Raw genomic sequence first — 23,631 nt, 5'->3', positions numbered from 1 at the left:
CTGGCGGATCGAGGAAGGCGGGCCCGCAAGCGGAAAGACGGAGGGTCCGCCTCGGTGGAAGCCGTCTTTCCGCTTGCCGAGCAGATGCGAGGGCACGGGCCGGCCACGGTCCGCAAGCACCCGCGCCTCGAGAAACAAGGCGGGTCGGCGCATGGCACGGACGCACGTCTCGTCCCGGCGTCCGACGGCCGGATACGCTCCCGCGCGCGATCCACCGGCCGCGCTGCCGGACTTTCCAAAGACGGCGCGTCTATCCACTCGAAGTGATCGTGCCCCACCGGGGCTGAAGCTATTGGCCTGAACTCGCCCGTGCCACGTGGCGTCGGCAGGAGGACGACGCGGTCGGTTCACGGCAGCAAGCGCGAGCACGACAGATTGCGCGGCGAGGGCCGGTGATGCAGGTCCTGGCGTGCAGCTCGAAGGACCGGGCGGCGGAGATAGCCCTCGGCGCAGCTCCTTGCACGTCCCACGGCCGGTTCGCGGGCGGTCGGCCAAGGCCGGTCCCCTTTGCTCCTTCCCGATGACACCTGGCGGATCGCGGGCCGGAGGTCCCCTCGCCCATGTGCTCGGCAACGACAAATACGGCTTCCACCCTTCGGGCGGACCCTCCGCATTTGCCGTGGCCCCCTGCCCTTCTCCGATCCGCCCTGGCGGCGGTCATCGGAGCAAAGGAGACCGACATGACCACCTACGTCCTCACCGTCCCCGTCGAGTACAAGAAGAACGGCCGCACCGAGCGCAGCTTCCGCCGCGTCGGCGCCGTCTTCGAGAACGCCAAGAGCGACACCGGCGAGACCTTCCTCTCGATCAAGCTCGACTTCCCGGTCGCGGTGACCGAGCTCGTCGCCTTCCAGCCCAGGCCGAAGGGCGACGACCAGCCGCCGATCGAGGAGTAGGGCTCGGACGGGAGCCTCGCCCCTTCGCGGGGCGGGGCGGCCTTCGGGCCCCCGGCCCGCAGGCGCGGCCCGCCCGAGCAAATGTGCCGCGCGAGGCGCGGCGGCGGTTTTCCACCCCGGGCCAACGGGCCGGGGACTTGCAGGCGGCGAGCCGGACGCGCCCCATAGCGCGACGGGAGGCGAGCCGCCTTGTGGGAAACCGACGGCGCGCCGGGTCGTGAGGGCGCTTCTTCGGCGAGGCTTCTGTTCGGCTGGATGTCTACGGCCGATTACCGGAGAGGGGCTGACCTTTCCCCGCAATCAGGGCCGGGCTTCACTGGAATCCTCCGGCCGGGATTGAGTGTTGAGCGGCAGCGACGAGACCGCAAGAGTCTCGGGCGCTGTCGCGGTGGTGATCGATAGGAACTCCAATGGGCTGCGATAGCCGAGCGCAGAATGTGGGCGTTCGGCGTTATAGTGGTGGCGCCAACGGGAAACCTCCTCGCGGGCATGCGCGAGCGATCGGAACCAGTGCAGGTTCAGGCATTCGTCGCGGAGCTTGCCGTTCAGGCTCTCGACGAAGGCGTTCTGCACCGGCTTTCCCGGCTCGATGAAGCGGAGCCGGACGCCGGTCTTCTCGGACCAGTCGAACATCGCCCGGCTGGTGCCTTCAGGTCCGTTGTCGAGGACGATCTCCTCCGGAAGCCCGTGGCGCAGCGCCAGGTCGTCAAGGAAGCGCGCCATCCTGGCGCCGGAGATCGAGACGTCGACGATCTGGCCGGGACAGAACCGGCTGTGGTCGTCGACGATGTTGAGCACCCGGAAGCGCCGGTAGTCGACGAGTTGGTCGCCGATGAAGTCGAGCGACCAGCGCTGCATCGGCCGTTCCGGCACCTGCGCCGCAATCCTGTCGCGGCGCGGCAGCTTGCGCCGCTTCCTGGTTCGGACCTGAAGGCCCAGATCGGTGTAGAGCCTGTAGGTCCGCTTGCGGTTCACGACCAGTCCCTCTCGCCGCAACACGGCGTGCAGCCGCAGATAGCCGTAGCGCCGGTTCTCCGACGCCAGCTGCTTCAGGCGCGCGACCACCGCCGCATCGTTCTTCGGCGTCGGCCGATACTGCTGCACCGACCGCGAGAGGCCGACGATCCGGCAGCTGCGTCGCTCGCTGAGGCCGAGTTCGGTTATGAGATAGCCCACGGCGCGTCGCCGCTCCGCGGGCTCACCAGCGCTTTTCCAGGAGCTCCTTCATTGCCGACATGTCGAGCATCTGGTCGGCGACGATGCGCTTCAGCTTCGCATTCTCCGCCTCGAGCTCGCGCAGCCGCTTCGCCTCGCTCGCCTCCATCCCGGCGTAGCGCTTCCGCCAGGTGTAGAACGTGGCCGAGCTGATGCCGTGCCGCCGGCAGAGCTCGTCCCCCTTGGCACCGGCCTCGTGCTCCTTCAGCACGCCGATGATCTTCTCCTCACTGAACCGACTGCGCTTCATGGGTCGTCCTCCTGCGTCATCTATGACCAGAGGATTCCAGCTCGCAACGGCCCGGATCTTGGGGAGAAGGTCAGGGCTCGCCAGCCTGCGCTCAACGAAGCCCATGTTGAGGCGAGATCGATGGACCTCGTAAGGAACCATGTGCCCGGCGGGTGGTCCGCGAAAAACGATTCAAACCGGCTCGCACGATCCACCGGAGACCGTGCGCGTCCTACGGCGGACTCCGAAACGGACAAGGGCTGCGGCGGGAATCGACGTTAGGTGTGCGGAGACGAAGCGAGCCTTCGCTGCGGCGTGAACGAGGGTCCGTGCCAACCGGGCGTGGTCAAACTGAACACCTGATTGGAACAATGAACCCAAGTCGCCTAGAGCCGTGCGAGTTCGCCGGCGAGGTAACTCAACGACCTCTCAATCCACGATCTAACATCTGCGGACCTTCCCGGGCTATGGGCATGACTGTCGCGAGGAGGTTCATTCCACCACGCCGCGGCACTGGGGAAATGAATGCGGCTCAGGGCCTGACGAGATACGAGATCGCGGACATCACTCTCGGGCAACTGTGGGGCGAACTCACGAACCGTATCCTCTGTATCGTTACGCAGGAGCTCGCGGAGCATGTCGGCGCGTTCCGCGCTCCCGTCGTCGGCGAGGCTCTCCAGGGCATCGAACTGCCAATGCGGGTGCCCGGCGTTCCCGCCTTGAAAGCTGAGCGACCCCCTTGTCCAATCCGCCCAGCCGGACCACTCCAACCGGAACATCTGCGGTTTGAAGCGGTCGGCCTTCAGTCCGAAATGAACTGTTAGCGAAACAGTACGAAACCTCAGAGTTTCGCGCTCTCCGCGCTCCCATTCCTCGCGGTAGCCGAGCCAAACCCACAGATCGTCGCGCAGCTCTCGCATCGGAGCGACGGCTACAGTCCTCCCAGCACCCCTATTGCGTTCGATCCGTTCGCATTCGTTTCCTGCAAGAGCTGCGACGACCGGCGTCGTGTCGCGATCGACCTCAACCGTGACAGGGACCGGAAGGGCGTGCGCGAGGACCCGCGCGACGGACGAGAAGTGCTGATTGAGGTGAGATGCAGAAACCGATAGGGGTTTGGACATTCGCTCTAGCGGCCTTCGACCCCTTCAAAACCGTAGAACTCCGAGACGGCCTTGTTGACGTTCCGCATCCAGGTAGGGTCACTGACAGCGGGCTCACGTCCGTATTGCACCAGGCGCGATACACGGAGCCCTTGGTCTCGATCCCGTGCAACCTCTGCGAGGTTCGGCACGATGACGTGATTGACGTAGCGGGGGCTGAGATCGAACTGGCCGCCTGCGACGTGAGGGGCGTAATACTCCAAGATCTCACTGAAGCGAGACGAGTTCAGGAAAGCCACATAGGCCGAGACGAGATCCTCCTTTGAGATTGGCATGACCGTCTCGTCATCCGTTTCCCCGCCATCCCACTTAGGAAACCAGGTGAAGCCCTGCACAGCGATGTAGACGGCCTTCAAGTCGCCCAAGAAACCCCCTGGCCCGCCGAAGTACTTCGAGATGATGCGAGGCTCGTCATTGAGCGCCCAAGACAAGCGTCGCTCTGACAAGTCCCACCAATTGAGGTTTCCACGAAGACTTGGTCGGCTCGTGAGTGCCTCACGGCGCGGTTTGAGATGATGGCGGAAGTAATGGGGAAGCTCCCGCTTCAGGACCTCTTCATTCGGCAGGGTAGTATTCTCACCGTAGGGGTAGAAGACCCAGAACTCCTTATCGGCTTTTCCGTCCCGGATCGACACATTCATCACGGCTTGCCGGAAGTACCGACGCTCTCGCTTTGGAAGCTCGTTGTACTCGTCTCGGTTCAGAACGAATGTTTTGTTGTCGCCCGTGCGAACTCCTTGGCGCACGTCGAAGAGGTCGCCGAGGCGGACCCCGCCAGCTTCTGCAAGTCGCGCGAGGGTGTCTTCTAAGCGGGGTGAGGCCAGTCGCCATGTCGGCCGCTTATGAAATTCTTGGGCAGGAACGTCGTATATCTCCCACTGCCCATCGACTGATGCCGCTTGCCGCTCGCGGGACGTCTTGCGTAGCATCCGAAGGACGTCGCCCGTCGCGTCCGCGGTGTTGGCGCTTCGAACCGCGCGCACATCTGGCGCGGCGTTCTCCTGCGCATCTCGGCTCGCCATGGGTTTGCTGATCACCGCGGCGGCTACCTGCACGAGGGCGTGGGCAAAAAGGCCGTATTCGCCGAGAGAGGCGAGAAGTCGGAGTTCGGCCCGTTCAAGGATGTCGGCCCGCCAGTTCTTGGCGGAACTCAAGGAGAGGAGGCTTGCGGGGAGGAGGACTCCGATCGCGCCGCCGGGGGCCAGCCGGTCCAGAGCAAGCGTCACAAACGCCATGCTCAGATCGCCGCGGCCTTCAAGGCGCGCGCCAAGCAGCGACTTGACCTGATCGCGCCTCTCGGAGCTTAAGGCCCCCCATGCGATGAATGGCGGGTTCATGAGGACCACGTCCGCCGTTGGGAGAGGGTCGGCGAGTGAGTCCGCAGTCGCAATGTCGACTTCGATACCGCCTCGACCAGACCAGTCCGCGACCGCGTGGCCGACCACAAATCGCGCCATCGCGACCGCAGCTTCCGAGATATCGCGGCCGACTATGCGGAGCGGTCCCCCATAGCCCTGCCGTCTCAGGCAGCGCAGTGCTTCCTGCAGGAACGCTCCCGATCCACATGCCGGATCCAGCACAGTAAGGCTTTCACGGCTGGACAGGTCGGTGATTTGGGCCAATGTGTTCTCCGCAATACTGCGGGCCAAGGGAGCTGGCGTGAAATGCGCGCCGCCCCGAGTCGCAGGTCGCGCCTCCGCTTGGCCCGCGTAGCCGAACAGGTCGACGCTCGGAGTGCGGACCAATTCAAAGTGGGCCTCCTGAAAGATGTCGCTACTTGCGTGGCGCACGGCGAGCGATGGCAGCAGTTGCAATGCTTGGGACCGGTCCTGGCGGTCATACTCAGCGAGCAACGCCGAGATGCCGGTCGAAGGAAGATCCGCGAGCGCACCACCGCCGTCGATAGATCCCCTTCCCGCAATCATGTGGTCCAGAAGACCGAGGAACGCCTCGATACTCTTCTCGTCATGCATTCCGCGATCCGCGACGAGCGAGCGCACCCCGCGAAACAGGCTCAGGACGTGCTCGACGACGCGTTGTGTCGAGCGGACGCGGTCCCGAGTGAGGTACTCGTAGAATGCGCCAATCTTCCCTTCCACGCTCGAGCGGGAGAACTGCTCCGCTTCGTGGCGATCCCAGCGACGCACGGCAACGACATCGCCGCTTACGGTGACGTGGTGCGGCAGGTTGCTCGACCACGCCCACGACGCCGTGCGATTATCCCGCCAGATCGCTTCTTCGGTCTCGGAGAGCGCAAAGCTGCCGTAGCCGCCATCGAGCATCACCGTATGGGTGCCGTCTTCCGAACACACTTCCCCTCCGAAGAAGGGGGAGGTCGCTAGCCCGAAGCGCTCCGACCAATGGGTCGCCACTCCGTGGGTCATCGCTTCACGGCCGTAGGCGGAAAGAGCGGCAACTGATCGGATTGCGGCAACGGCAGCCGCTCCGCGAGCTCTGTCAGGTGAGGGCGCAGGGGAACGACGATCCCTCCGGATCGAACACTTGAATCGGTCGCTTCGGCCAGGATCACGTCCGAACGGTTCGGAAATATGGCTGAGAGATGCCGCAGACTGAGAAAGGGCGTCGTTTCGAGCTGACCTCTCAACATCCGCGCTGCGGGTGCCCACGCACTGACCTCGGCCGCGAAATCACGATGCAGTGCGAGCAGCACACGAAGGACCAGAACGGTTTGCCACGAGTACAAGGCATGTCGACCTGGCCCGTCTGGTGCGACGTCAGGTTGTAGCAGCTCGCGGCGTCCGCGCCCGGTCCACTCTCGAAGTTGACTCCTCGTAAGGCCCGTCAACTCGATCACATCTGCGTTCTGAAAAAGTCTCATCGAACACCATAGAGGGTACAATACCCACTATAGATGTACCGCGCCTCTTGCAACTGACGAGCGGGGACTTGAGGAGTTTCTTTCTGGTGGGCGCTGACGAAACGGGCGGGTGGAACAGCTTCAGCGTTGCACGCCGATGTCATCGCGCCTTCAGGCCGGCCAGGATCCGGTCCGCCTCGGCGACCGCGCGGTCCAGTTCGGTCAGCGTCTCCGGGCTGAAATTCTCGGCCGCAACCGCCTCCGGGCCGTCACCGTCCCGGCTCGGAACAGGGGGACACGCCGCGCGCGGGGCCGGCCGAACCCGCAGCCGGTCGGCCAGCGACGTCGTGGCCCAGAACCGCGCGGCCCGGCGCGGCAGGAGGTTGCGGATGAGGCTCTGCCCCTCGAGTTCGGCGATCAGGTTCAGCGCCGTTCGGCGGGTGACGCCAAGCTCGTCCGCGACCAGCGCCGAGGTAAAGATTGGCCGCGCCAGCACGAACCGAGCCATCTCTGCCATCCGCGAGCGCCCGTGCCGCCCCTGCCCCGCCGCCCTGATCCGGGCCACGTCGCGCCGCAGCCGGCCGAGCTGGCCCAGGTCCCAGGCGAGGCTTTCGGCCGCCAGCGCCAGCAGATCCGCCACCCCCGCCTCGCGCAGCGGCGACCAGAGCCGGAAGCCGCGCCGGGTCAGTGCCACCGATGGCGTCACCACCCAATGCGCCGCGACCGGCGCCAGCAGATCGCCGTCGCGAAGGGGCGCCCTGCCCTGTCCCGCCAGCTGCGCCCGCGCCGCGCTTTCGACCGCCATGAAGACGAGCCGCTCCGCCGCGGGCGATCGCCGGCCCGAGCGCCGGGCATAATCCGCCGCCGCCCGGAGCCCCGCCGCCACCGGCATCTCGAGCCAGTCCCCGAGCCCCGTGGCCAACGCTTGCAGCTCGGCATCGCCCAGCCGCTCGGTCGTGTCCGGCGCCACGCCGATCGGCGCGGCCGCCCGCTCGATCCGGCGGATCGCCGCGACCGGATCGCCGAGCACGTCGCCGGGCGCGCGCAGCACGTCGAGGATCTGTCCGGCAAGCTCGGCGCCGCGCGCGTCGATCTCCTCGGTCCGGTTCATCGCCAGGCGCATGACGATCTCGGACTCCGAGAGCCGCACGTCCTCGAGCGCCACCGAGCGGACCGCCTCGGCGAAGGCGGCCTCGGTGCGCCAGAGCCGGCCCGTCTCAGGCTCGGCCAACGTCAGCGCCTCGATCCGCGCCGCTGCCACCTCTGCACGGAGCAGCGCCAGGTGCATGCGCGTCCCAGGCTGGTCCATGCGTCCTCCGCGCAAGTTCCTCACGTGGAAGCTAAAAGCGCAGGAAGCGAAAGTACATCCGTCATTGCTTCACTTGCGTTGGAGTTCTTCCGGAGCGTGGGCATTGAGGTCGGTGCACGGCAGCGTTTCCGCCGTCGTGTCCCGCGCCGGGAAAGGCCGCAGGGCGCTCTCCGGCCAAGCCTACAAGACCTTGCGGCAAGAAGGGACGCACGGGCGGGACCCCATCCAGGGCTTGCCTGCGCCTGCAAACGGTCGTTTAGTGGGACCTGCTTGAATTGCAGAAGCGCGTCCGGAGAGCGCAGACTTGCCAAACTCCCCCGCCAGCCGGCCCTGCCCCGTACCGCCGTGGCCCTGATCGGCTACGCCCGCGTCTCCACCGACGACCAGCTCACCCTGTCGCAGGAGGAGGAGCTCCGCGCCGCCGGCTGCGACGAGACCCACCTCGAGCACGCCTCGGGCGCCAGCCGCGCCCGTCCCGTCCTCGCCCGCGCGCTGCAGCGCGTGCGACCCGGAGACGTCCTCCTCGTCGTGCGCATCGATCGCCTCGCCCGCTCGCTCAGCCATCTGCTGGAGGTGATCGAGGGGCTCGAGGCGAAGGGCGCCCACTTCCGCTCGCTGAACGACCCGATCGACACCACCAGCCCGCAGGGCAAGTTCACCCTGCAGGTCCTCGGCGCCGCCGCCGAGCTCGAGCGCGCCCTGATCCGCGAGCGGACGCTGGCCGGGCTCCGCTCCGCCCGCGCGGCAGGCCGCGTCGGCGGCAATCCCGGCCTGCGCGCCCGCGACCCCGACGCCATCCGCACGCTCCGTCGCGCCCGGCAGGAGCGCTACCACGACGCCCTCGCCCGTTCCGCGCCCGACTGGGCGCCGCTGGTTCGCCGCCACCGCCCCGACATGGCGTGGGAGGACCTCGTTCGCCTGATCAACGCCCACAGGTCGGACGGCCCGCCCTGGACCGTCGAGCGCCTGACCCGTGCCGTGAAACGCTACGTCGCCGACGGCCTCCTCGACGCCACGGTCCTCGGCCGCGCCCGGCCCCGCAACGCCGACGACCGCCTGATGGCGATCGTGGCCGGCATTGCCGGGGCCGACCCGTCGCTCACCCTGCAGGCCATCGCCGACCGCCTCGAGGCGATGCGCGAGCGCACCCCCCGCGGCCGCACAAGATGGCAGCCATCGTCGGTCAGGATGTTGCTGGAACGCGCGGGCAAGCAGGGATTGCTGTAGAGGCCGCTTGGTGGTCTCCTATCCGTGCCACACAAAATCTAGAAAGCGCTTGCACGAATCTGGTTGCTCGGGCAATAGTCTCGAAAAAATACGCGCGTTCACATAAAAAACGCGCCTACGGATCGGGGCAGACGTGAGCGAAGGTGAGCAGGACCTTGATGTCGCCATTGGACACTACGCGGAACTTCTCGCGTCGAACCTGCACGCTCAACGCGCGGCCCACTTTCCGCCCGACGCAAGGAAAGTCATGCGAAGCTTGACCAGCGGCGAAGCGGCTGAGCTACTTGGCGTCGATCATACCTACCTCCGCAAGCTTCATCGGGAGGGAAAGATTCCTGATGTCGAAACGACGGCCGGTAGTCACCGTCGCTACACGCTCGATGATATCTGGCAGATCCGTCAAGCTTTGGAAGCCAACGCGAAAAAGCCCGGAACCTACGTCCCGGGACGCCGTGCTGGTGATGAACTACAGGTTGTGTCCGTCGTGAACTTCAAGGGCGGGTCGGGCAAGACGACGACCTCGGCCCACCTCGCGCAACGCCTTGCCCTCAAGGGGTATCGGGTACTGGCGATTGATCTGGACCCGCAGGCGTCCCTCTCTGCCCTTCACGGCATCCAGCCCGAGCTTGACCTCATTGAGGGCGGGACGCTTTACGACGCAGTTCGCTACGATGACCCGGTCCCGATCTCCGAAGTGATCCGCAAGACCTACATTCGTGGTCTAGACTTGATCCCCGGGAACCTTGAACTCATGGAGTTCGAGCACGAGACCCCTGCCGCTATCCAACGTGGCGGCGCACGGGCCTTTTTTGCTCGGGTTCGTGAGGCCCTTGATAGCGTCCAAGCCGACTACGACGTCGTCGTGATCGACTGCCCCCCGCAGCTCGGGTTCCTGACGATGTCGGCGTTATCCGCCTCGTCCGGCGTTCTTGTAACCGTTCACCCGCAGATGCTCGACCTCATGTCGATGTCACAGTTCCTGCGGATGACAGCCGACCTTCTCGGCGTGATACGGGACGCGGGCGCAAACTTGCGCTTCGACTGGCTTCGTTTCTTGCCGACCCGCTATAAGGTCGGCGACGCGCCGCAAACCGAGGTGATTGCCTTCACCCGAGGCCTCTTCGGTCGGTCTGTTCTGACCAACCACATGGTAGAGTCTACCGCAATCTCTGATGCAGGGCTGACCAAACAGACGCTCTATGAGGCGGACCGGAGAGACTTCACGCGACAGACCTTCGACCGCGCGATGGAATCCATGAACGCCGTTAACGACGAGATCGCCGCGATCCTTCAGAGCACGTGGAGGCGAAATGGCAAGAAAGCCTAAGCTAGGCCTGCCGTTGCAGACGCTCCGCAACGCACCTGACGCCCTTGAGGGTCGCCGGCTCCGCGGTGGCGTTTTTGAGATCGACCCGGGTCGCATCGACACCGCAGGTCGCCTTGACGATCGACTGCAGATCGAGATCGAAGGCCTGAAGGCGTCGATCTCCAAGAACGGTCAGCGGGTACCGATCCTGGTGCGGCCTCTGGATAGCGATAACTATAGCCTGATTTACGGCCGACGACGTCTTGCGGCCTGCCGTGAGCTGGGGATCAAGGTCCGCGCCATCGTAACTGAGGTTGAGGGCGATCAAGCGCTCCGCGATCAGTTGCTCGAGAACCAAGAACGCCGCGACCTGAGCTTTATCGAGCGAGCGTTGGTCGCTGCTGCCCTGCTCGATGGTGATCACCTGACCGAGGCTGAACGCACGAACAAGGGCGTGGCCGAGGTGTTGAATTTGACCGAGGCCGGCGTCTCGCAGCTGTTAAGTGTTGTCCGGACAGTCGGAGAGGATCTCATCCTAGTAATCGGTGCGGCACCTGGCATTGGCAGGCCCAGATGGGAGGAGCTCAAGAAGTCTCTAGGTGCCGCCGATGTGGATCGCGATCGATTGCTCGCCGCCGCAACAGATGCCAAGACGGATCATCCTGGCGGAGTCGACGATGAATCCGATAGAGCCTTCCTGGCCGTGCTCGAAGCTGCGCAACAATCGGGCCAATCCGGGCCATCTGCGCGCAACCGCGAACGGGCACTGCTGATACCGGGCGTCGGAGCAGCGACCGTCACGACGGGCCGCCGCGGAAAGCAGCTCAAGCTCGAGCTGAAGGCCGAAGACACTGATTTCGTCAGCTGGCTCGAAGGCAACGTGCCACAGCTGATTACCGAGCTTCATGAGCGCTGGAAGCGCTCAGAAGACTGAGGCAGGGCGACCAACAACAAGGAGGCACGACACAGGCAGAAAAAGAAAAGGCCCCGAGAAGCAAGCTTCACGAGACCTTTCTTGGGTTTCGCGTCGGGGCCAGCCCGCTACAAAACTCAGTGTTGACACCCTGAACGTAGCGATCTGGCTCCTATCCCGCAAGCGCAATGCGCCTCGCGGGGCCTAAAATTTTGCCTTCGTGAACGTTTTCATGGAGTACACACCGCTTTCGCCGTTTCTGCGGCCGATCTCGCGCGTCCATCTACGCACCATCCAAGAGCCTGAGGCGCAGGTCTCCCGCAAGCTGATCAACAAGTGGGAGCTTCTTCGGGAGCTGTCGAAGGCTCAGACGGCTTTCGACATTACGGAGCGAGATCTGAGGGTCCTACAGGGTCTGCTGAGCTTCTTCCCGGACGCTGAGCTCGGCGAGAATGCTGAGATGATCGTCTTTCCCTCCAACAAAGCGATCTGCGAGCGCCTAAATGGCATGCCCTGCTCCACGATGCGACGTCACCTCGCCAAGCTTGTCGGCGCCGGGCTGGTCGGCCGGCGCGACAGCCCCAATGGGAAGCGCTACGTGCGCAAACATGGCGATGAGCGTGTTTCGTTCGGCTTTGATCTCTCTCCACTCTTCCGCCGCTCCGAGGAGATCGCACGGGCAGCAGTGGCTGTTCGCGACGCCGAGAACCGTCTGAAGCGGCTTAGAGAGGTTGTGAGCCTGATGCGGCGTGACCTCGCTGCACTGGCAGAGTTCGGCGAAGAGATGCAGCCAGGCCGTGGCCTATGGGATCAGCTTCGCGATAAGGCCGCCGTCACGGCGCGTGCGCTTCGCCGAAAACTGTCGATCGAGGACCTTGGCCAGTATCGAGCCGAACTTGAAGCGCTGATCGAGCAGGCGCGGAACGTTGTTGCTGAGCCGATAGTGGAAGAAGTGGGCACCAATGATGCCCAGTATGAGCGCCACCATCATAATTCAAAAACAGAATCTACAGATCTTGAACCCAGCTTAGAAGAAGCCGAAGCAGCCTCCGTCGCGCCTGAAGACGACAAACCTGATGTGCGTGAGGGTAGAATGGAAGACCTTGGGACGAGACGCATGCCAAAGATCCCGCTTCACATGGTCACCGCATACTGCCAATCGCTGAAAACCTTCCACCAGAACGAAATTCGCCACTGGCATCAGCTCTACGATGCCGCATGCCGTTTGCGGTCGGCCATGGGCATCACCGCCTCAGCCTGGGAGGAGGCCCAGCGATGTATGGGGCGTGAACAGGCATCGATCGTCGTTGTCGCAATGCTGGAGCGATTCACGGAGATCAGGTCTCCAGGTGGCTACTTGCGTGCGCTGTCGGCCAAGTGTGTGGTAGGTAAGTTTTCCTGTGGGCCTATGGTCATGGCGCTGAGCAGTCGGCGGAGGACGACTTAACAGCTGTTAAGTGCACTCTAGGGCGCGGACGTAACAGCTGTTAAGTCCGAAAGTGTAGGTGTGGCCTGCCAGCTTTATCTGGACAATCGGGGCGTGGCGCTCTTACGTGAGCTGGAAGTGCCCAACATCCCTTCGAACGACCAGGCGCTTTCAGATCTGGCGCATACTGAATGGGATGACAGTCCGGGTCACCGATCCTTCAATGCTGTGGGGCTCGACGCCTGTGGAGCTGCTAGCGTCTCGAGGCAGTACCAGCATTTGACACGCAGGCACCCTGCCCCAAGCGGCATGGGCTGGCCCGGAACATGAACATGCAGGCCGAAGCAGAAGCCCTCGCGACCGAAGGCCTAAGTCGATGCATGTTTGGCTCGACGTTCCCTACGGCGACAGCCGTCCGCTGGCCTCCCGGGCGCTCAGCGTCGACGAACGAGGCAACGACGGCGAGCGCGGTGATCGAACGGATGCCCGGCATGATCATAAAAGGCAGGCCGTGCGGTTTTGGGGCGCCGCCGCGCACCTGGACGTCGAGCGTCCGCATCTGATCGACGACGGTCGCGATCCGGCGCGACTAGGCCTTAAAGGCCGGACGCAGCTCGGGGGCGATCGAGACTCCGCCGGCGATGGTCTTTTCCACTCGGCGCATGAGGCCCCAGACGCACTTGCCGAACAGGCCCCGAACGTCCTCAGCAGTTCCCGGGCTGCGATCTCCAGCCGGACCCGGATGCCGACGAGCGCGTCGTGCGCCTTGAGCAGCGCACGGACGATATAGGTGCCGTGGCTCTTGGTCTGCACCTCCTTGAAACCCGCCGGTGCGCCCGATCTGAGCAGACTCGCGCATCGTGTAGGTCCGATTTGTTCGGCATCATCTTCAGAGCCAAGTTCACATGACGCGCGTCGAGACAGATCACCGGCGCTCCCCTGGGGGAGACGCGTTCAAAGGACATACCGCGAGAGGCTCCGTCTCCCAGCCGACCATCGCGCGAGCCAGCCCATGTTCGAGTCGGAGCAGGTCGCCACCTTGGCTTCGGCAACGATTGAGCCGCTGGCGTCGACGATGCATGCGGCGGTCTGTTCCTGCGATGCGTCCAGCCCAGCAAGAACACGCACGTCATCCTTCGGGACGACGACATGAACTGCCGACACGCCATGCGTGGCCTCCGGCGTGAACTCTGACGAGCGGCGGGGGCGGCAGCGACTAAGGTGTAGGACGCCGCGCGCGGAGTCTTCGACATAGCGCAGCGGATCGATGCGAGATATCGCGCTGATCTAGCTGCTTGAGAAGTAGGCCGATCGCGACCTCGTGCGCGAAATACTAGCCTTCGCGGCCGAGCGGATCATGGATCTGGAAGTCGAGGCGCAGACGGGTGCTGCGAAGGGAGCGCGTTCGCCGTGCGCGAGGTCGGGCGGAACTGATACCACGACCGCGATTGGGACGCCCGCGCAGGGCGGATCGCGCTGGAGGTCCGGAAGCTGCGCAAGGGCAGCTACGTCCTGAGTTTCCTTGAGCCGCGACCGACGGCCGAGAAGACGTTCGTGGTCGTCATTCAGAAAGCCTACTTCCACGGCGTCTCCACGCCAGCGGTGGATGATGTGATCAAGGTCATAGGCGCGGTCGGCATTGTCCACGAGCCAGTCAGCCGGCTTTGCGCGGAGATCGAGGAGAGATGTTTGGCAAGCGTCATGCTGTCTGGCAGGCCGATATGACGTTTGGCAGCGCTGCCGTGCTCTGGAGCTATCTTCCGGCCTTGGACCAGGCGAGCCCTGTCACATTGCCTGAGTTCCAGGATCAACTCCCTCATCGAGAAGGCGAACTCCTGCGGCGGGCATAACGACAGGCTGTCTGACTAGGCGCATCTCGCAGGTCTAAAATGTAGGTCAGGCTGTGGACCTCGATATGATCGAAGCAAGTCTGCAGCCGCCGCAGACTCCTACATGAACTGCATGCTTTTGCATGGCTGCCCGCCGCGAACGCCGCACCACGTCTCTGGAATGACATTGCCGGCGCACTATGTTTCCGGTAATGTTGCCGGAAAAAGGAGGGCGAAGTGGCAGAACCCCAGTCTCCCGTCACCGCCTGGCGCAAGCGCCGGCAACGGCAGGGCTTCGTTCGCGTCGAGGTTCAGGTTCGCAAGGAAGACGCTGGCCTTCTGCGAGAGGTCGCGACCGCTCTCGGGGATCCGGCGCGCGCGGCCGAGACCCGCGCAGTCTTGCGTGAGACGGTCGTCCCAGCACATTCAGGCGGGCTTAAGGCGCTGCTGGCGTCGGCGCCGCTTGAGGGCATCGAGCTCGAGCGGAGTCCGGATGTCGGACGTGACGTCGCTTTATGAGCTTCCTGATCGACACCAACATCATCTCGGAAGTCCGCAAGGGACCACGCTGCGATCCGGCTGTGGCCGCATGGTGGAGCAGTGTCGCCGAGGATGATCTCTGGCTGAGTGCCCTAGTGCTCGGCGAGATCCGAAAGGGTGTCGATCTGGCACGCCGGCGCGATCCGCGGAGGGCCGGTGTGCTCGAGGCTTGGCTCGGTGAGGTGACCTCCGGCTTCGGAGATCGCATCCTTGTTGTGGATGCTTCCGTTGCCGAGGAATGGGGCCGGATGGCCGCGATGCGCCCAGTGCCGGTCATCGACGCACTGCTGGCGGCAACAGCGAAGTCGAACGACCTTACTCTGGTGACGCGAAACGCGGCGGATGTTGACGGGCTCGGTGTCGAGGTCTTGAATCCCTTCCTGGCCTGACCGGCACAGCCGCAGCTGGCACCGCTTCGCCAACCCCAGTCCAGCAATTCCGGACCGTAGACGCCACCCGCACATCGAAATCGGTTGCTCCAAAGTGCACGGCAGGCGAACCTAAGGAGCCTCTGAAGAACCTCGGCATCGGCCCGTGATCTGGTAGGTTGGCGGCGACCTCGATCGAGCGCCGCCCGATGAAGCAGACCACCTTCGCCTCGCTGGCCTATGCCGGGAAGAAGAAGCGCACGCGGCGCGAGAAGTTTCTCGCCGAGATGGAGGCGGTGGTGCCTTGGTCGCGGCTGACGGCGCTGATCGAGCCGCACTACCCGAAGGCGGGACCGCTGGGCGGGCGGCCGCCGATGCCGCTGGAAGTGATGCTCCGGATCTACTGCCTGCAGCAACGGTACGCGCTGTCCGACCCGGCGGCCGAGGAGGCGCTCTACGATAGCGACGCGATGCGCCGGTTTGCCGGCCTGGAGCTGGGCGACGACGCGATCCCGGACGAGACGACCATCCTGAACTTCCGCCACCTGCTGGAGCGCCACGAGCTGACCCGTGCGATCTTCGAGGCGGTGAACGACTACCTGCGCGAGAAGGGCATCCTGCTGCGCGAGGGCACGCTGGTGGATGCGACGCTGATCGACGCGCCAAGCTCGACCAAGAACAAGCAGGGCGCACGCGACCCGGAGATGACCAGCACGAAGAAGGGCAACGCCTGGTATTTCGGCATGAAGGCGCATGTCGGCGTCGACCTCGACAGCGGCGTGGTCGACTCGATGGAAGCCAGCACCGCCAAGGTGCACGACAGCCAGAAGTTTGACGACCTGCTGCACGGTGACGAGCAGGCGGTGTTCGGCGACAAGGGCTATGTCAGCGGCGAGCGAGAGGCGGCGTTCCGCGCCGAGGGCAAGGTCTGGGGCGTCATGCGCAAGGCCTCCAGGGGCGGCAGGCTCCATCCCGTCGACGAGCGCATCAACCGGATCATCGCCAGCCTGCGGGCCAGGGTCGAGCATCCGTTCCGGGTGCTGAAATGCCTGTTCGGCTACCGCAAGACCCGCTACCGGGGGCTGGCGAAGAACCAGGCACAGCTCTACTCGCTGTTCGGCCTCGGCAACCTGTTTCTGGTCCGACGACGCTTGATCGCCTGAGGCGGAATCCGTCCCGAGCTATCGAAATCATCTGAAATGCGCTCCGCGGCGCCCAGGCATTGGGCCGTCGAGGACATCACCCGTTCGCCGCCGCCACTTCCGCCGACGGTGATCAGTAGATCAGACGTTCCCTAAGCTGAGCAGGCGGCCCAAATCAGCTGGGGTCGACCTTTGCCGCGCAGCACTGTTCTGCCTCGAAGAAGTACGCCAGCGCCCGCCGCGCCAGCAGCCGTGCGAAGGCGCGGTCGGAGAGCAGCCGCGCCGGATCGAGATGCTGCACTGCAATCCCATGCGCCCGTCGCGAGATACGACGGGTCGTGGTGACGGTCGCCCCGACCTCGTCGTACGCCGGCAGCGCCTCCGGCACTTCGCCGGCGTCGAGGGCGCCGCGGAAGTCGTCGAACGCGCGGCGCAGCAGAGATCGCACCGCGGCGTCCTCGCCGATCTCGGCAGCGAGGGCGTCAAGCGCCGGGGAGGTGCCGCGCGCGGGGTAGGGCACCACCATCTTGATGCTCATCATCTCATCGGAAGCGGCCGCCGCCGTGTTCGCGGCAACAAGGCGCCGCCGCCGCGGCTGTCTATCTGTTGTCGTGACATCCGCGTCAGCTCGCGTCCCGGGTCCAGCATCCGCTGACCGCGCGAGAGCGGCAGACGCCTTCTGTGGCGCCCCGGGTGCGGGAGCGCCATCGGCGGCCGCCGGCAGGCCACGGGAGGGCGCTTCGGCTGTCGGGGCTTCCTGCGTGATCGCGTTCAGATGCCGCGTCCGGCGATGCGCCGTGAACAGCGCCTCGTGGCCCGTTTCAGGCCGTCTGATCGGCATGGAGCGCCCCCGTGCTCTCGGCCTCGTAGAGCGTGTCGAAAATGTCCTGCGAGACGACGTTCGCCTCTCGCAGCGCGATCTCGATATGACGCGCCGCGATGCTCCCCGCCTCCCGCAGCCGTGCCGCGTGTAGGTGCAGCATGCCGAGCGCCTGGATCTCGGCGAAGGCGTTGCGCAGCGGCAGCTGCGCCGTCATCTGCGGCACCCGCTTCAGGATCTCCACGCTCTCCCGCTCGGAGGCGTTGAGCCGGTAGGTCGGGAACCGCGTCATCATCATCGCCACCGGGATCTCGAGCCGGTTCGCGCTCAGGAGCTTCACCACAAACTGGAAGGTCGAGAGCGCGCCGTCGATGTCGATGGTGGTGAGCGAGGTCGGTATCAGGATCAGGTCGGAGGCGACGAGGATCGCGGTATTGAGCTCCGACGCGCCACCCTTGGAGTCGACGAGCGCGATATCCGCGCCCGCTTTCTCCGCAGCCGCGTAGCTCGCCTCGAACAACCCGAGGTCCGTCGCCTCGTGGATCGTCACCGCCTCGTCCCAGGTGCCGCTGTCGCGGGCGTTCGACCGCCAGAGCGCGAGCGTGTCGTTCTCGTCGGCTTCAAGGAGCGCCAGGCGTTTCCCAGCCGCGAGGAGCCCCGGCACCGCGGCCATGAGCGCCGTGGATTTCCCGGCGCCTCCCTTGAAGGAAGTGAAGGTGACGAGCTTCATGGCGTCTCCCGACCGCACAAGATGCGGCGCTCGACCCGCTCAACCTTGAGCGAGATGAAGCCGCCGCCCCTCGGAGGTAGCCCGGCCGAGTCACGGAGGTCAATCGAGCCGAAGAAGACGCTCGAGACGTTCGGGACACTCGAGACACTCGAGACACGTGAGACGGTCGAGACGATCAGCCCGGTCGAGACGCATGGGACGATCGGGACGGACGACCCGATCGAGACGGGTGAGACGCATGGGACGATCGGGACGGATGACCCGATCGAGACGGGTGAGACACGTGAGACGGTCGAGACGAAGAGGACGGAGAGGTCGAAGAACCCGGTCGAGACGGATAGGTCGGAAAGGACAGATGAGACACTCAAGCCGTTCGACGAATTGGAGAAATCGCCGCGGCCGCCCTTGACGCGGTTGAGGAAGGGAGAGAAGGGTGGGGTCTCTTGGTTGGCAGGATATATGCGAATGTAGAACATTCGCATGAGTAGCAGGGACGCGGGAGCAGGGCCGCTTTGGACAAGCACGACGGCGAGACTCCCGACTGGCGGAACCGCCGCCTGCAGGGCGGCAACTGGAGCGGTCCAGAGGCGACGACAGACCGTCCGAGGCGCGCCGACAAGACGCTCTCCGTCCGGTTGACCGAGGCCGAGCTCGCCGAGTTCGACGCGCAGATCGCGCCGCTCGGACTGAAGCGGAACCGCGCCTTGCGGATCGCAGCGCGGCGGATCGCTGGGTTCGTCGAGGCCGATGCGGCCGAGGTCGCGGCGCTCAGGGACGCCACGCGGCAGCTCGGCGGCGTCGCTCGGAACATCAACCAGATCGCCCGGGCGGCGAACCGGACGCGCGATCCCGACTACCGCGCCTTCCTGGAGGAGCGCGCCGCGCTCGGGCGCGAGCTTGCGCGGATCGAGGCGCGGCTCCAGGTGCTGCTCGATCTTGCCACGCGGCGGAAGGACGGGCTGGCACGGCTGGAGAAGGCCGCTGCCGAATGACCGTTGCGGTTGTCGACCTCCTGGCGCGGGGCAGGGCGGCAGCGCCGTATGTCTCGCCGCTCGACGCGGTGATGGGCGAGGACTGGGCGGAGGTCGAGTTCGACCGGGCGGGCAGGGCACGGCTCGTGCGGTCGGGGCTCGCGGCCGCTCACAGGCAGGACATCGCCCGCTACGGGGGCGGCGGGCAGCCGGGGCGGAAGCCGCAGGCGGTGATCAAGATGATCCGCAAGGGCGGGGCATCGGACCTGCGCGGGCTCCGGGCGCAGATGGCGTATCTGTCGCGGGGCGGCGAGCAGATCCTGCAGCGGTCCGAGAGGTACATGGGCGTCGAGGTCGACGCCGAGCAGGCGGCGGCGATCGAGACGGCGTGGCGGATGCCACAGGACGGATCGGGTGCGGCGGACCGCACCAGCCACTTCATCGTCAGCTTCCCGGAGAGCACGCCGCACGGCGCCGCGGAGAGGGCAGGGCGGGCCTGGGCCGAGGAGCTGTTCGGCTCGGGCGACTATGGCGGCGATGCTTACGACTACTACACCGCCTTCCACACCGACCGGGCGCATCCGCACATGCACGTCGTCGTACACCGCCGTGGCCTCGACAACGGAGAATGGCTGAAGGTCTCCCGGCGCAGCGACGTGAACTATGACACCATGCGCGCCGTGCTGGTCGAGGTGGCCGGGCGGGAGGGGATCGCGCTCGAGGCGACGCCGCGCCTGGCGCGCGGGGTGCATGACCGGCCCGTGCCCGACGCCGAGTATCGCCGGGCATGGGAGGAGAAGCGGGCGCCGGTGGCGCCGGAGCATTCCCCCGAGACGGCAATCCGCGCGGCGGCGGCGCTGATCCATTACGCCCGGCGCTTCGCTTCCGATGCCCGGGCGATCGAGCGCGAGGCACCGGAGCAGGCAGCGCTGTTGCGCGCGGCCTCCGAGGCGATCGCGCATGGGCGCGCCCTTACCGACAGCATCTACACCCCCGTCGCACCAGAGCAGGAGAACGACATGAGCAGCGCGCGCGTCGAGGAGAGACGTGAGGAGGTTCGGCAGAACTTCGAGAAGATGGATCGCGGTGTCGAGCAGATGGAGGACGGCGCGAGCCGGATGCGCGTCCTGCGACAGATCGACGAGCTGAAGACCCGCAGCGCGCCGATGATGTCCGATCCCGGCCAGCTGCGCGACTTCGCCGTGAAGGATGACAGCGGCCGCTATCAAGGCATCGACGCCTCCGATCCGCGCCGCGCCGGAATCAAGGCGGAGGCGGACGAGAAGGTCGTGGCCGTCGCGGCCCGCTACGGGGTCGATGGAGAGGCGACGGTGGAGCGGTACTCCGGCGGCGTGCCCTCGAAAGGACTGGCGGCGGAGTTCGCCGCGGCCGAGGAACGCGAGCGCGGTCGGACGCGCGTCGAACGCGGAGAGGGGCCGGAGAGCGCGGACGAGCGTCGCTCGGCTCTGGCCCGGATGCACGATGAAGTCGGAGCGATCTACCAGGAGGCACGGGAGCACGCCGCGAGAGGCGAGGGCAGGGAGGTCGGCCGCCGGTTCTCCACGTCGGAGAGAACTGACGATGGGAGAGGAGCGGAGCTACCTGATGCCGGACGGAATCGTGCCGATTATGCGCCGTCGTCTGTCGCCAACGATGCCGCCAGGCAGCAAGCCCGCAACGCCGAGACATGGCGCCAGGTCCAGGCGGAGCGGTCCGCCGAGCGCGCTGAGGCCGAGCGCCGGGAGGGCGTGCGGCGGCGGCAGGAGCGCGAGGACGAGGAGCGGGCGCGTCGCGAGCGCGACAACGGCCGCGGGCTCTGAGGACGACATGACGTGACGCAAGCCGCTCGGGATATCGCGACGCTCGCTCTCATGGGCCTCGTCATCGGCATCATGCTCGGCATCCTCGCTGCGGGTGGTTACGCGACCTGGACCGTCGGCGGCGACCTCACGAGTATCGGCTTCGGGACGATCTTTGCGTTTGCCCCGTCCTCGCTCGGTGCCGACACGGAGCCGTTCCGCACCGCCGTCATGGTGGGTGGGGCCGTGGCGTTGGCGATGACGGTCGCCGCGCCAGCCATCGGCTTTCGCAGAGAGCTGACCAGTCATGGCTCCGCACGCTGGGCGACGACGACCGAGATGAGGCAAGCGGGGCTCAGGGCACCGCTCAGGAGAATCACTGGTCCGATCTACGGCAAGCTCGGAGGCCCGCGCAGCCGGGCCGACTACATCACGTCGCCAGAGATCCCGCACAGCCTGATCGCCGCGCCAACGGGCTCGGGCAAGGGCGTGGGCGTCGTTATCCCCACGCTCCTGACCTATCCGGGCTCAGTCTTTTGTCTCGACGTGAAGGGCGAGAACTTCGCCAAGACGGCGCGCCGCCGCGCTTCCATCGGGGACAAGGTCTACAAGTTCGCGCCCTATGACCCGGAGGGCCGGACGCATCGCTACAACCCCCTCGACGACGTGGCGGCCGCGCACCCTCGGCGCCGCTTCACCGAGGCCCGGCGTCTCGCCGCCTCCCTGATCGTCGCCCACGGCAACGGGCAGGGATTCCTCGATGGCGCCCGCGAGCTCTTCGCGGCGACGGCGCTGCTGGCGATCGAGCGGGGTACGCCCACCATCGGGGCGATCTTCGACGCCCTCTCGCAGCCCGGGGAGGCGTTCAAGGTTCTGAGGGAGCTTGGGGACGAGGCGAAGTCCGAGGAAGCCAGGAAGATCTTCTACAAGATGTCGGGCATGGAATCCCGCATCCTCAGCTCATACCTCTCCGTCCTTGCCGATGGTGGCCTGAGCCTATGGGCTGATCCGGCCGTGAGAGACGCGACGGCGATGTCGGATTTCTCCATCCACACCTTGCGCAGCACGCCTGCTTCGATCTTCATCGTCGTCGCGCCGAATGATCTCGTCCCCCTGGCGCCGCTGATCCGGCTGATGTTCCAGCAGACCATCGCCATCCTGCAGCGTGCCGAGCCGAAGCAGGAGAAGGGCGAGACGTTCCCAGTCCTGTTCCTCCTCGACGAGTTCGTGTCGCTCGGCCGCATGGACGTCCTCTCTTCAGCGATCACGACGCTCCGGAGCTACGGCGGGCGCGTGATGATCGTGGTGCAGACCATCGCCTCCCTGCGCGACCTCTACGGCAAGGAGGGGGCGGCAACCTTCCTCGCCAACTGCCGGATGCAGCTCTTCATGGCCCCGGCGGACGAGGAGACGCCGACCTACATCAGCAACGCCGTCGGCGACTACACCCGCACGCTGCGCTCGAAGTCCTGGAAGAGTAGCGAGTTCGCCACCAGCATCCAGGAGCGGGTCGATGCCGCCCGCCTGATGCGGCCCGAGCAGGTGAGGATGCTCGGCGGGGCCCGCATTGTCGCGCTGCTGCAGAACATGTACCCCATCCTCGCGCATCGGGTGACGTACTACGAGGACCGCGAGCTGAAGCGCATCTTCGAGGCTCAAATAGGGGATCTGCCGGAGCCGCCGTCGCACTTCGACGAAAGTTCTCCGGAGCAGGACGAAGCCAGTCCCGACCCGCAGAGCCTTCCCGATAAAGGCGCAGAAGCCGTCGAGAGTGCGAGGAGGGGCCAGAAGGAGTCAGCCTCGCCTTCATCCAGGTCGACAGACGACATGGACGACGCAACGGAACGCGAGGTTTATTCGGGTCTCGGGGAGGTGGCGGCGGACCAGGCCGTCGTCCTCGGCGAGATTGCGAAGGAGCTTGCCGAGGCCGCGAGGAGAAACCGAGAGCGGTTCGCCGTCAGATCGCAGGAGGCCGACGAACGACCAGTGGAGAGTGAAACCTGCTCGGCGGAAGGGGCCGGCGCCAGGAAGAAGAGCCATGACGAGGCCGCACTCCCCACGGAGCCGCCCGCCGACCACGAACTCGATCTCTCCGAGGTGCTCCGCGATGCTCAGCGGGCGAACCGGGTTCGGTCGGAAGTATGAGCTTCAGCGCGGCGGATGCTGCGATGCCAGGCGCCAGGGCCAAGAGCGAAGATACCGAGCAGGGGAACTGGGCCCGCCTAGAGGCGGGCGATCACCGCTTGCAAAATGCACCAGTAATGGTACATCCATGGCAGGTGATCTGAAGCGTCTGCCTGCCCGGTTCTTCCGGTCAGAAGCGGGAAGCGAGCCAGTCCGGGACTGGCTGCTTTCGCTTTCGGCCCCCGACCGCAAGGCAGTCGGTGATGACATCCGGACGGCGGAATTCGGTTGGCCGGTCGGGATGCCGCTCTGCCGGAAGATCGCCGGCCGGAAGGGACTGTGGGAGATCAGGACGAACCTTCAGGACGGACGGATCGCACGGGTGTTCTTCTGCGCCCATGAAGGCAGCATGGTGCTTCTGCATGGCTTCATGAAGAAAACGCAGAAGACCCCGCCAAACGAACTCGAGACGGCCGCGCGGCGCATGAAAGGACTAAGGTGATGAGCGACGAGAAAGAACTGGGGACCGCAGGCTCCTCTTTCGAGGACTACCTGGCTGCGCAGGGCACGCTCGAGGAGACCACCACGCAGGCGGTCAAGCGCGTATTGGCGCATCAGCTCGTGGTCGCCATGAAGGAGCAGAAGATTAGCAAGGTGGAGATGGCACGGCGGCTGCATACCAGCCGCTCGCAGCTCGACCGGCTGCTCGACCCACGCAACGACAGCGTGACGCTCGGCACCCTCTCCCGCGCCGCGCAGGTTGTCGGGCGTTCTCTGAACGTCGAGCTGCGCTGACCGCCGCCCGT

20 protein-coding genes and 1 pseudogene are annotated in these 23,631 nt (G+C 65.6%); 15 read left to right on the top strand and 6 right to left on the bottom strand.

Going from position 1 to position 23,631, the window contains the following annotated elements; all coding sequences use genetic code 11:
* Positions 1 to 680 precede the first annotated feature (680 nt).
* Complete coding sequence (locus JM664_RS11320; RefSeq protein ID WP_227420037.1) at positions 681 to 896, top strand: hypothetical protein; 216 nt, start codon at positions 681 to 683, stop codon at positions 894 to 896.
* A 300-nt stretch (positions 897 to 1,196) separates the two neighbouring features.
* Here the strand turns inward: JM664_RS11320 and JM664_RS11315 are convergent.
* The 4 genes from JM664_RS11315 to JM664_RS11300 form a co-directional block, all read right to left on the bottom strand.
* A protein-coding gene (locus JM664_RS11315; RefSeq protein ID WP_406675795.1) for an IS3 family transposase occupies positions 1,197 to 2,361 on the bottom strand; the annotation gives its coding sequence in 2 pieces (ribosomal slippage) (positions 1,197 to 2,097 and positions 2,096 to 2,361; 1,167 coding nt in all).
* A gap of 365 nt (positions 2,362 to 2,726) precedes the next feature.
* Positions 2,727 to 3,260, bottom strand: coding sequence for a hypothetical protein (locus tag JM664_RS11310; protein WP_227420035.1), 534 nt, complete (start codon positions 3,258 to 3,260; stop codon positions 2,727 to 2,729).
* Positions 3,261 to 3,469: 209 nt separating this feature from the next.
* The gene (locus tag JM664_RS11305; protein ID WP_227420034.1) at positions 3,470 to 5,887 is read right to left on the bottom strand and encodes an N-6 DNA methylase; all 2,418 of its coding nucleotides are present in this window, start codon (positions 5,885 to 5,887) and stop codon (positions 3,470 to 3,472) included.
* Positions 5,888 to 6,481: 594 nt separating this feature from the next.
* Positions 6,482 to 7,630 carry a helix-turn-helix domain-containing protein gene (locus JM664_RS11300; RefSeq protein WP_227420033.1) on the bottom strand — a complete coding sequence of 383 codons (1,149 nt, stop codon included), beginning with the start codon at positions 7,628 to 7,630 and terminating at the stop codon, positions 6,482 to 6,484.
* Between the two features lie 345 nt (positions 7,631 to 7,975).
* Here JM664_RS11300 and JM664_RS11295 point away from each other — a divergent pair, with 345 nt between their 5' ends.
* The 8 genes and pseudogenes from JM664_RS11295 to JM664_RS11260 all read left to right on the top strand — a co-directional run bounded on the left by JM664_RS11295 (position 7,976) and on the right by JM664_RS11260 (position 16,402).
* The gene (locus JM664_RS11295; RefSeq protein WP_227420032.1) at positions 7,976 to 8,857 is read left to right on the top strand and encodes a recombinase family protein; all 882 of its coding nucleotides are present in this window, start codon (positions 7,976 to 7,978) and stop codon (positions 8,855 to 8,857) included.
* A 133-nt stretch (positions 8,858 to 8,990) separates the two neighbouring features.
* Positions 8,991 to 10,184, top strand: coding sequence for a plasmid partitioning protein RepA (gene repA / locus JM664_RS11290; protein ID WP_227420031.1), 1,194 nt, complete (start codon positions 8,991 to 8,993; stop codon positions 10,182 to 10,184).
* Positions 10,168 to 11,097: a plasmid partitioning protein RepB gene (repB, locus tag JM664_RS11285; RefSeq protein WP_227420030.1), complete on the top strand. Its 930-nt coding sequence runs from the start codon at positions 10,168 to 10,170 to the stop codon at positions 11,095 to 11,097. The genes repA and repB overlap by 17 nt, the downstream gene beginning before the upstream one ends.
* A 211-nt stretch (positions 11,098 to 11,308) precedes the next feature.
* Entirely contained in the window at positions 11,309 to 12,523 is a 1,215-nt protein-coding gene (gene repC / locus JM664_RS11280) for a plasmid replication protein RepC (protein WP_227420029.1), read from the top strand.
* A 1,300-nt stretch (positions 12,524 to 13,823) separates the two neighbouring features.
* Positions 13,824 to 14,188: pseudogene (locus tag JM664_RS11275) on the top strand (transposase); the annotation flags it as partial.
* 380 nt (positions 14,189 to 14,568) lie between these two features.
* A complete protein-coding gene (locus JM664_RS11270; RefSeq protein ID WP_227420028.1) occupies positions 14,569 to 14,850 on the top strand; it encodes a hypothetical protein in 282 nt (93 codons plus the stop codon).
* Positions 14,847 to 15,260 carry a type II toxin-antitoxin system VapC family toxin gene (locus tag JM664_RS11265; protein ID WP_227420027.1) on the top strand — a complete coding sequence of 138 codons (414 nt, stop codon included), beginning with the start codon at positions 14,847 to 14,849 and terminating at the stop codon, positions 15,258 to 15,260. The genes JM664_RS11270 and JM664_RS11265 overlap by 4 nt, the downstream gene beginning before the upstream one ends.
* Before the next feature lie 188 nt (positions 15,261 to 15,448).
* Positions 15,449 to 16,402: an IS5 family transposase gene (locus JM664_RS11260; protein ID WP_227420026.1), complete on the top strand. Its 954-nt coding sequence runs from the start codon at positions 15,449 to 15,451 to the stop codon at positions 16,400 to 16,402.
* A 154-nt stretch (positions 16,403 to 16,556) separates the two neighbouring features.
* Here the strand turns inward: JM664_RS11260 and JM664_RS11255 are convergent, their stop codons facing one another.
* A complete protein-coding gene (locus tag JM664_RS11255; RefSeq protein ID WP_227420025.1) occupies positions 16,557 to 17,222 on the bottom strand; it encodes a VirC2 family conjugal transfer protein in 666 nt (221 codons plus the stop codon).
* Complete coding sequence (locus tag JM664_RS11250; protein WP_227420024.1) at positions 17,203 to 17,931, bottom strand: P-loop NTPase family protein; 729 nt, start codon at positions 17,929 to 17,931, stop codon at positions 17,203 to 17,205. The genes JM664_RS11255 and JM664_RS11250 overlap by 20 nt, the downstream gene beginning before the upstream one ends.
* 45 nt (positions 17,932 to 17,976) lie before the next feature.
* Here JM664_RS11250 and JM664_RS11245 point away from each other — a divergent pair, with 45 nt between their 5' ends.
* The 6 genes from JM664_RS11245 to JM664_RS11220 all read left to right on the top strand — a co-directional run bounded on the left by JM664_RS11245 (position 17,977) and on the right by JM664_RS11220 (position 23,620).
* Positions 17,977 to 18,402, top strand: coding sequence for a hypothetical protein (locus JM664_RS11245; protein ID WP_227420023.1), 426 nt, complete (start codon positions 17,977 to 17,979; stop codon positions 18,400 to 18,402).
* A 41-nt stretch (positions 18,403 to 18,443) separates the two neighbouring features.
* Positions 18,444 to 18,923 (top strand): DNA mobilization endonuclease VirD1/MobC family subunit, encoded by a 480-nt coding sequence (locus JM664_RS11240; RefSeq protein WP_227420022.1) that lies wholly within the window; start codon positions 18,444 to 18,446, stop codon positions 18,921 to 18,923.
* Complete coding sequence (locus JM664_RS11235) at positions 18,920 to 20,722, top strand: relaxase/mobilization nuclease domain-containing protein (protein ID WP_227420021.1); 1,803 nt, start codon at positions 18,920 to 18,922, stop codon at positions 20,720 to 20,722. Before JM664_RS11240 ends, JM664_RS11235 begins: the two co-directional genes overlap by 4 nt.
* Positions 20,723 to 20,734: 12 nt before the next feature.
* Positions 20,735 to 22,846 (top strand): type IV secretion system ATPase VirD4, encoded by a 2,112-nt coding sequence (virD4, locus tag JM664_RS11230; RefSeq protein ID WP_227420020.1) that lies wholly within the window; start codon positions 20,735 to 20,737, stop codon positions 22,844 to 22,846.
* A 127-nt stretch (positions 22,847 to 22,973) separates the two neighbouring features.
* Positions 22,974 to 23,327 (top strand): type II toxin-antitoxin system RelE/ParE family toxin, encoded by a 354-nt coding sequence (locus JM664_RS11225; RefSeq protein ID WP_227420019.1) that lies wholly within the window; start codon positions 22,974 to 22,976, stop codon positions 23,325 to 23,327.
* Complete coding sequence (locus tag JM664_RS11220; protein WP_227420018.1) at positions 23,327 to 23,620, top strand: helix-turn-helix domain-containing protein; 294 nt, start codon at positions 23,327 to 23,329, stop codon at positions 23,618 to 23,620. Before JM664_RS11225 ends, JM664_RS11220 begins: the two co-directional genes overlap by 1 nt.
* Positions 23,621 to 23,631: the final 11 nt, after the last annotated feature.

This window comes from Roseitranquillus sediminis (assembly GCF_016918935.1).
Taxonomy (GTDB): domain Bacteria; phylum Pseudomonadota; class Alphaproteobacteria; order Rhodobacterales; family Rhodobacteraceae; genus Roseitranquillus; species Roseitranquillus sediminis.
This window is presented reverse-complemented; position numbering and strand designations above follow the sequence as displayed.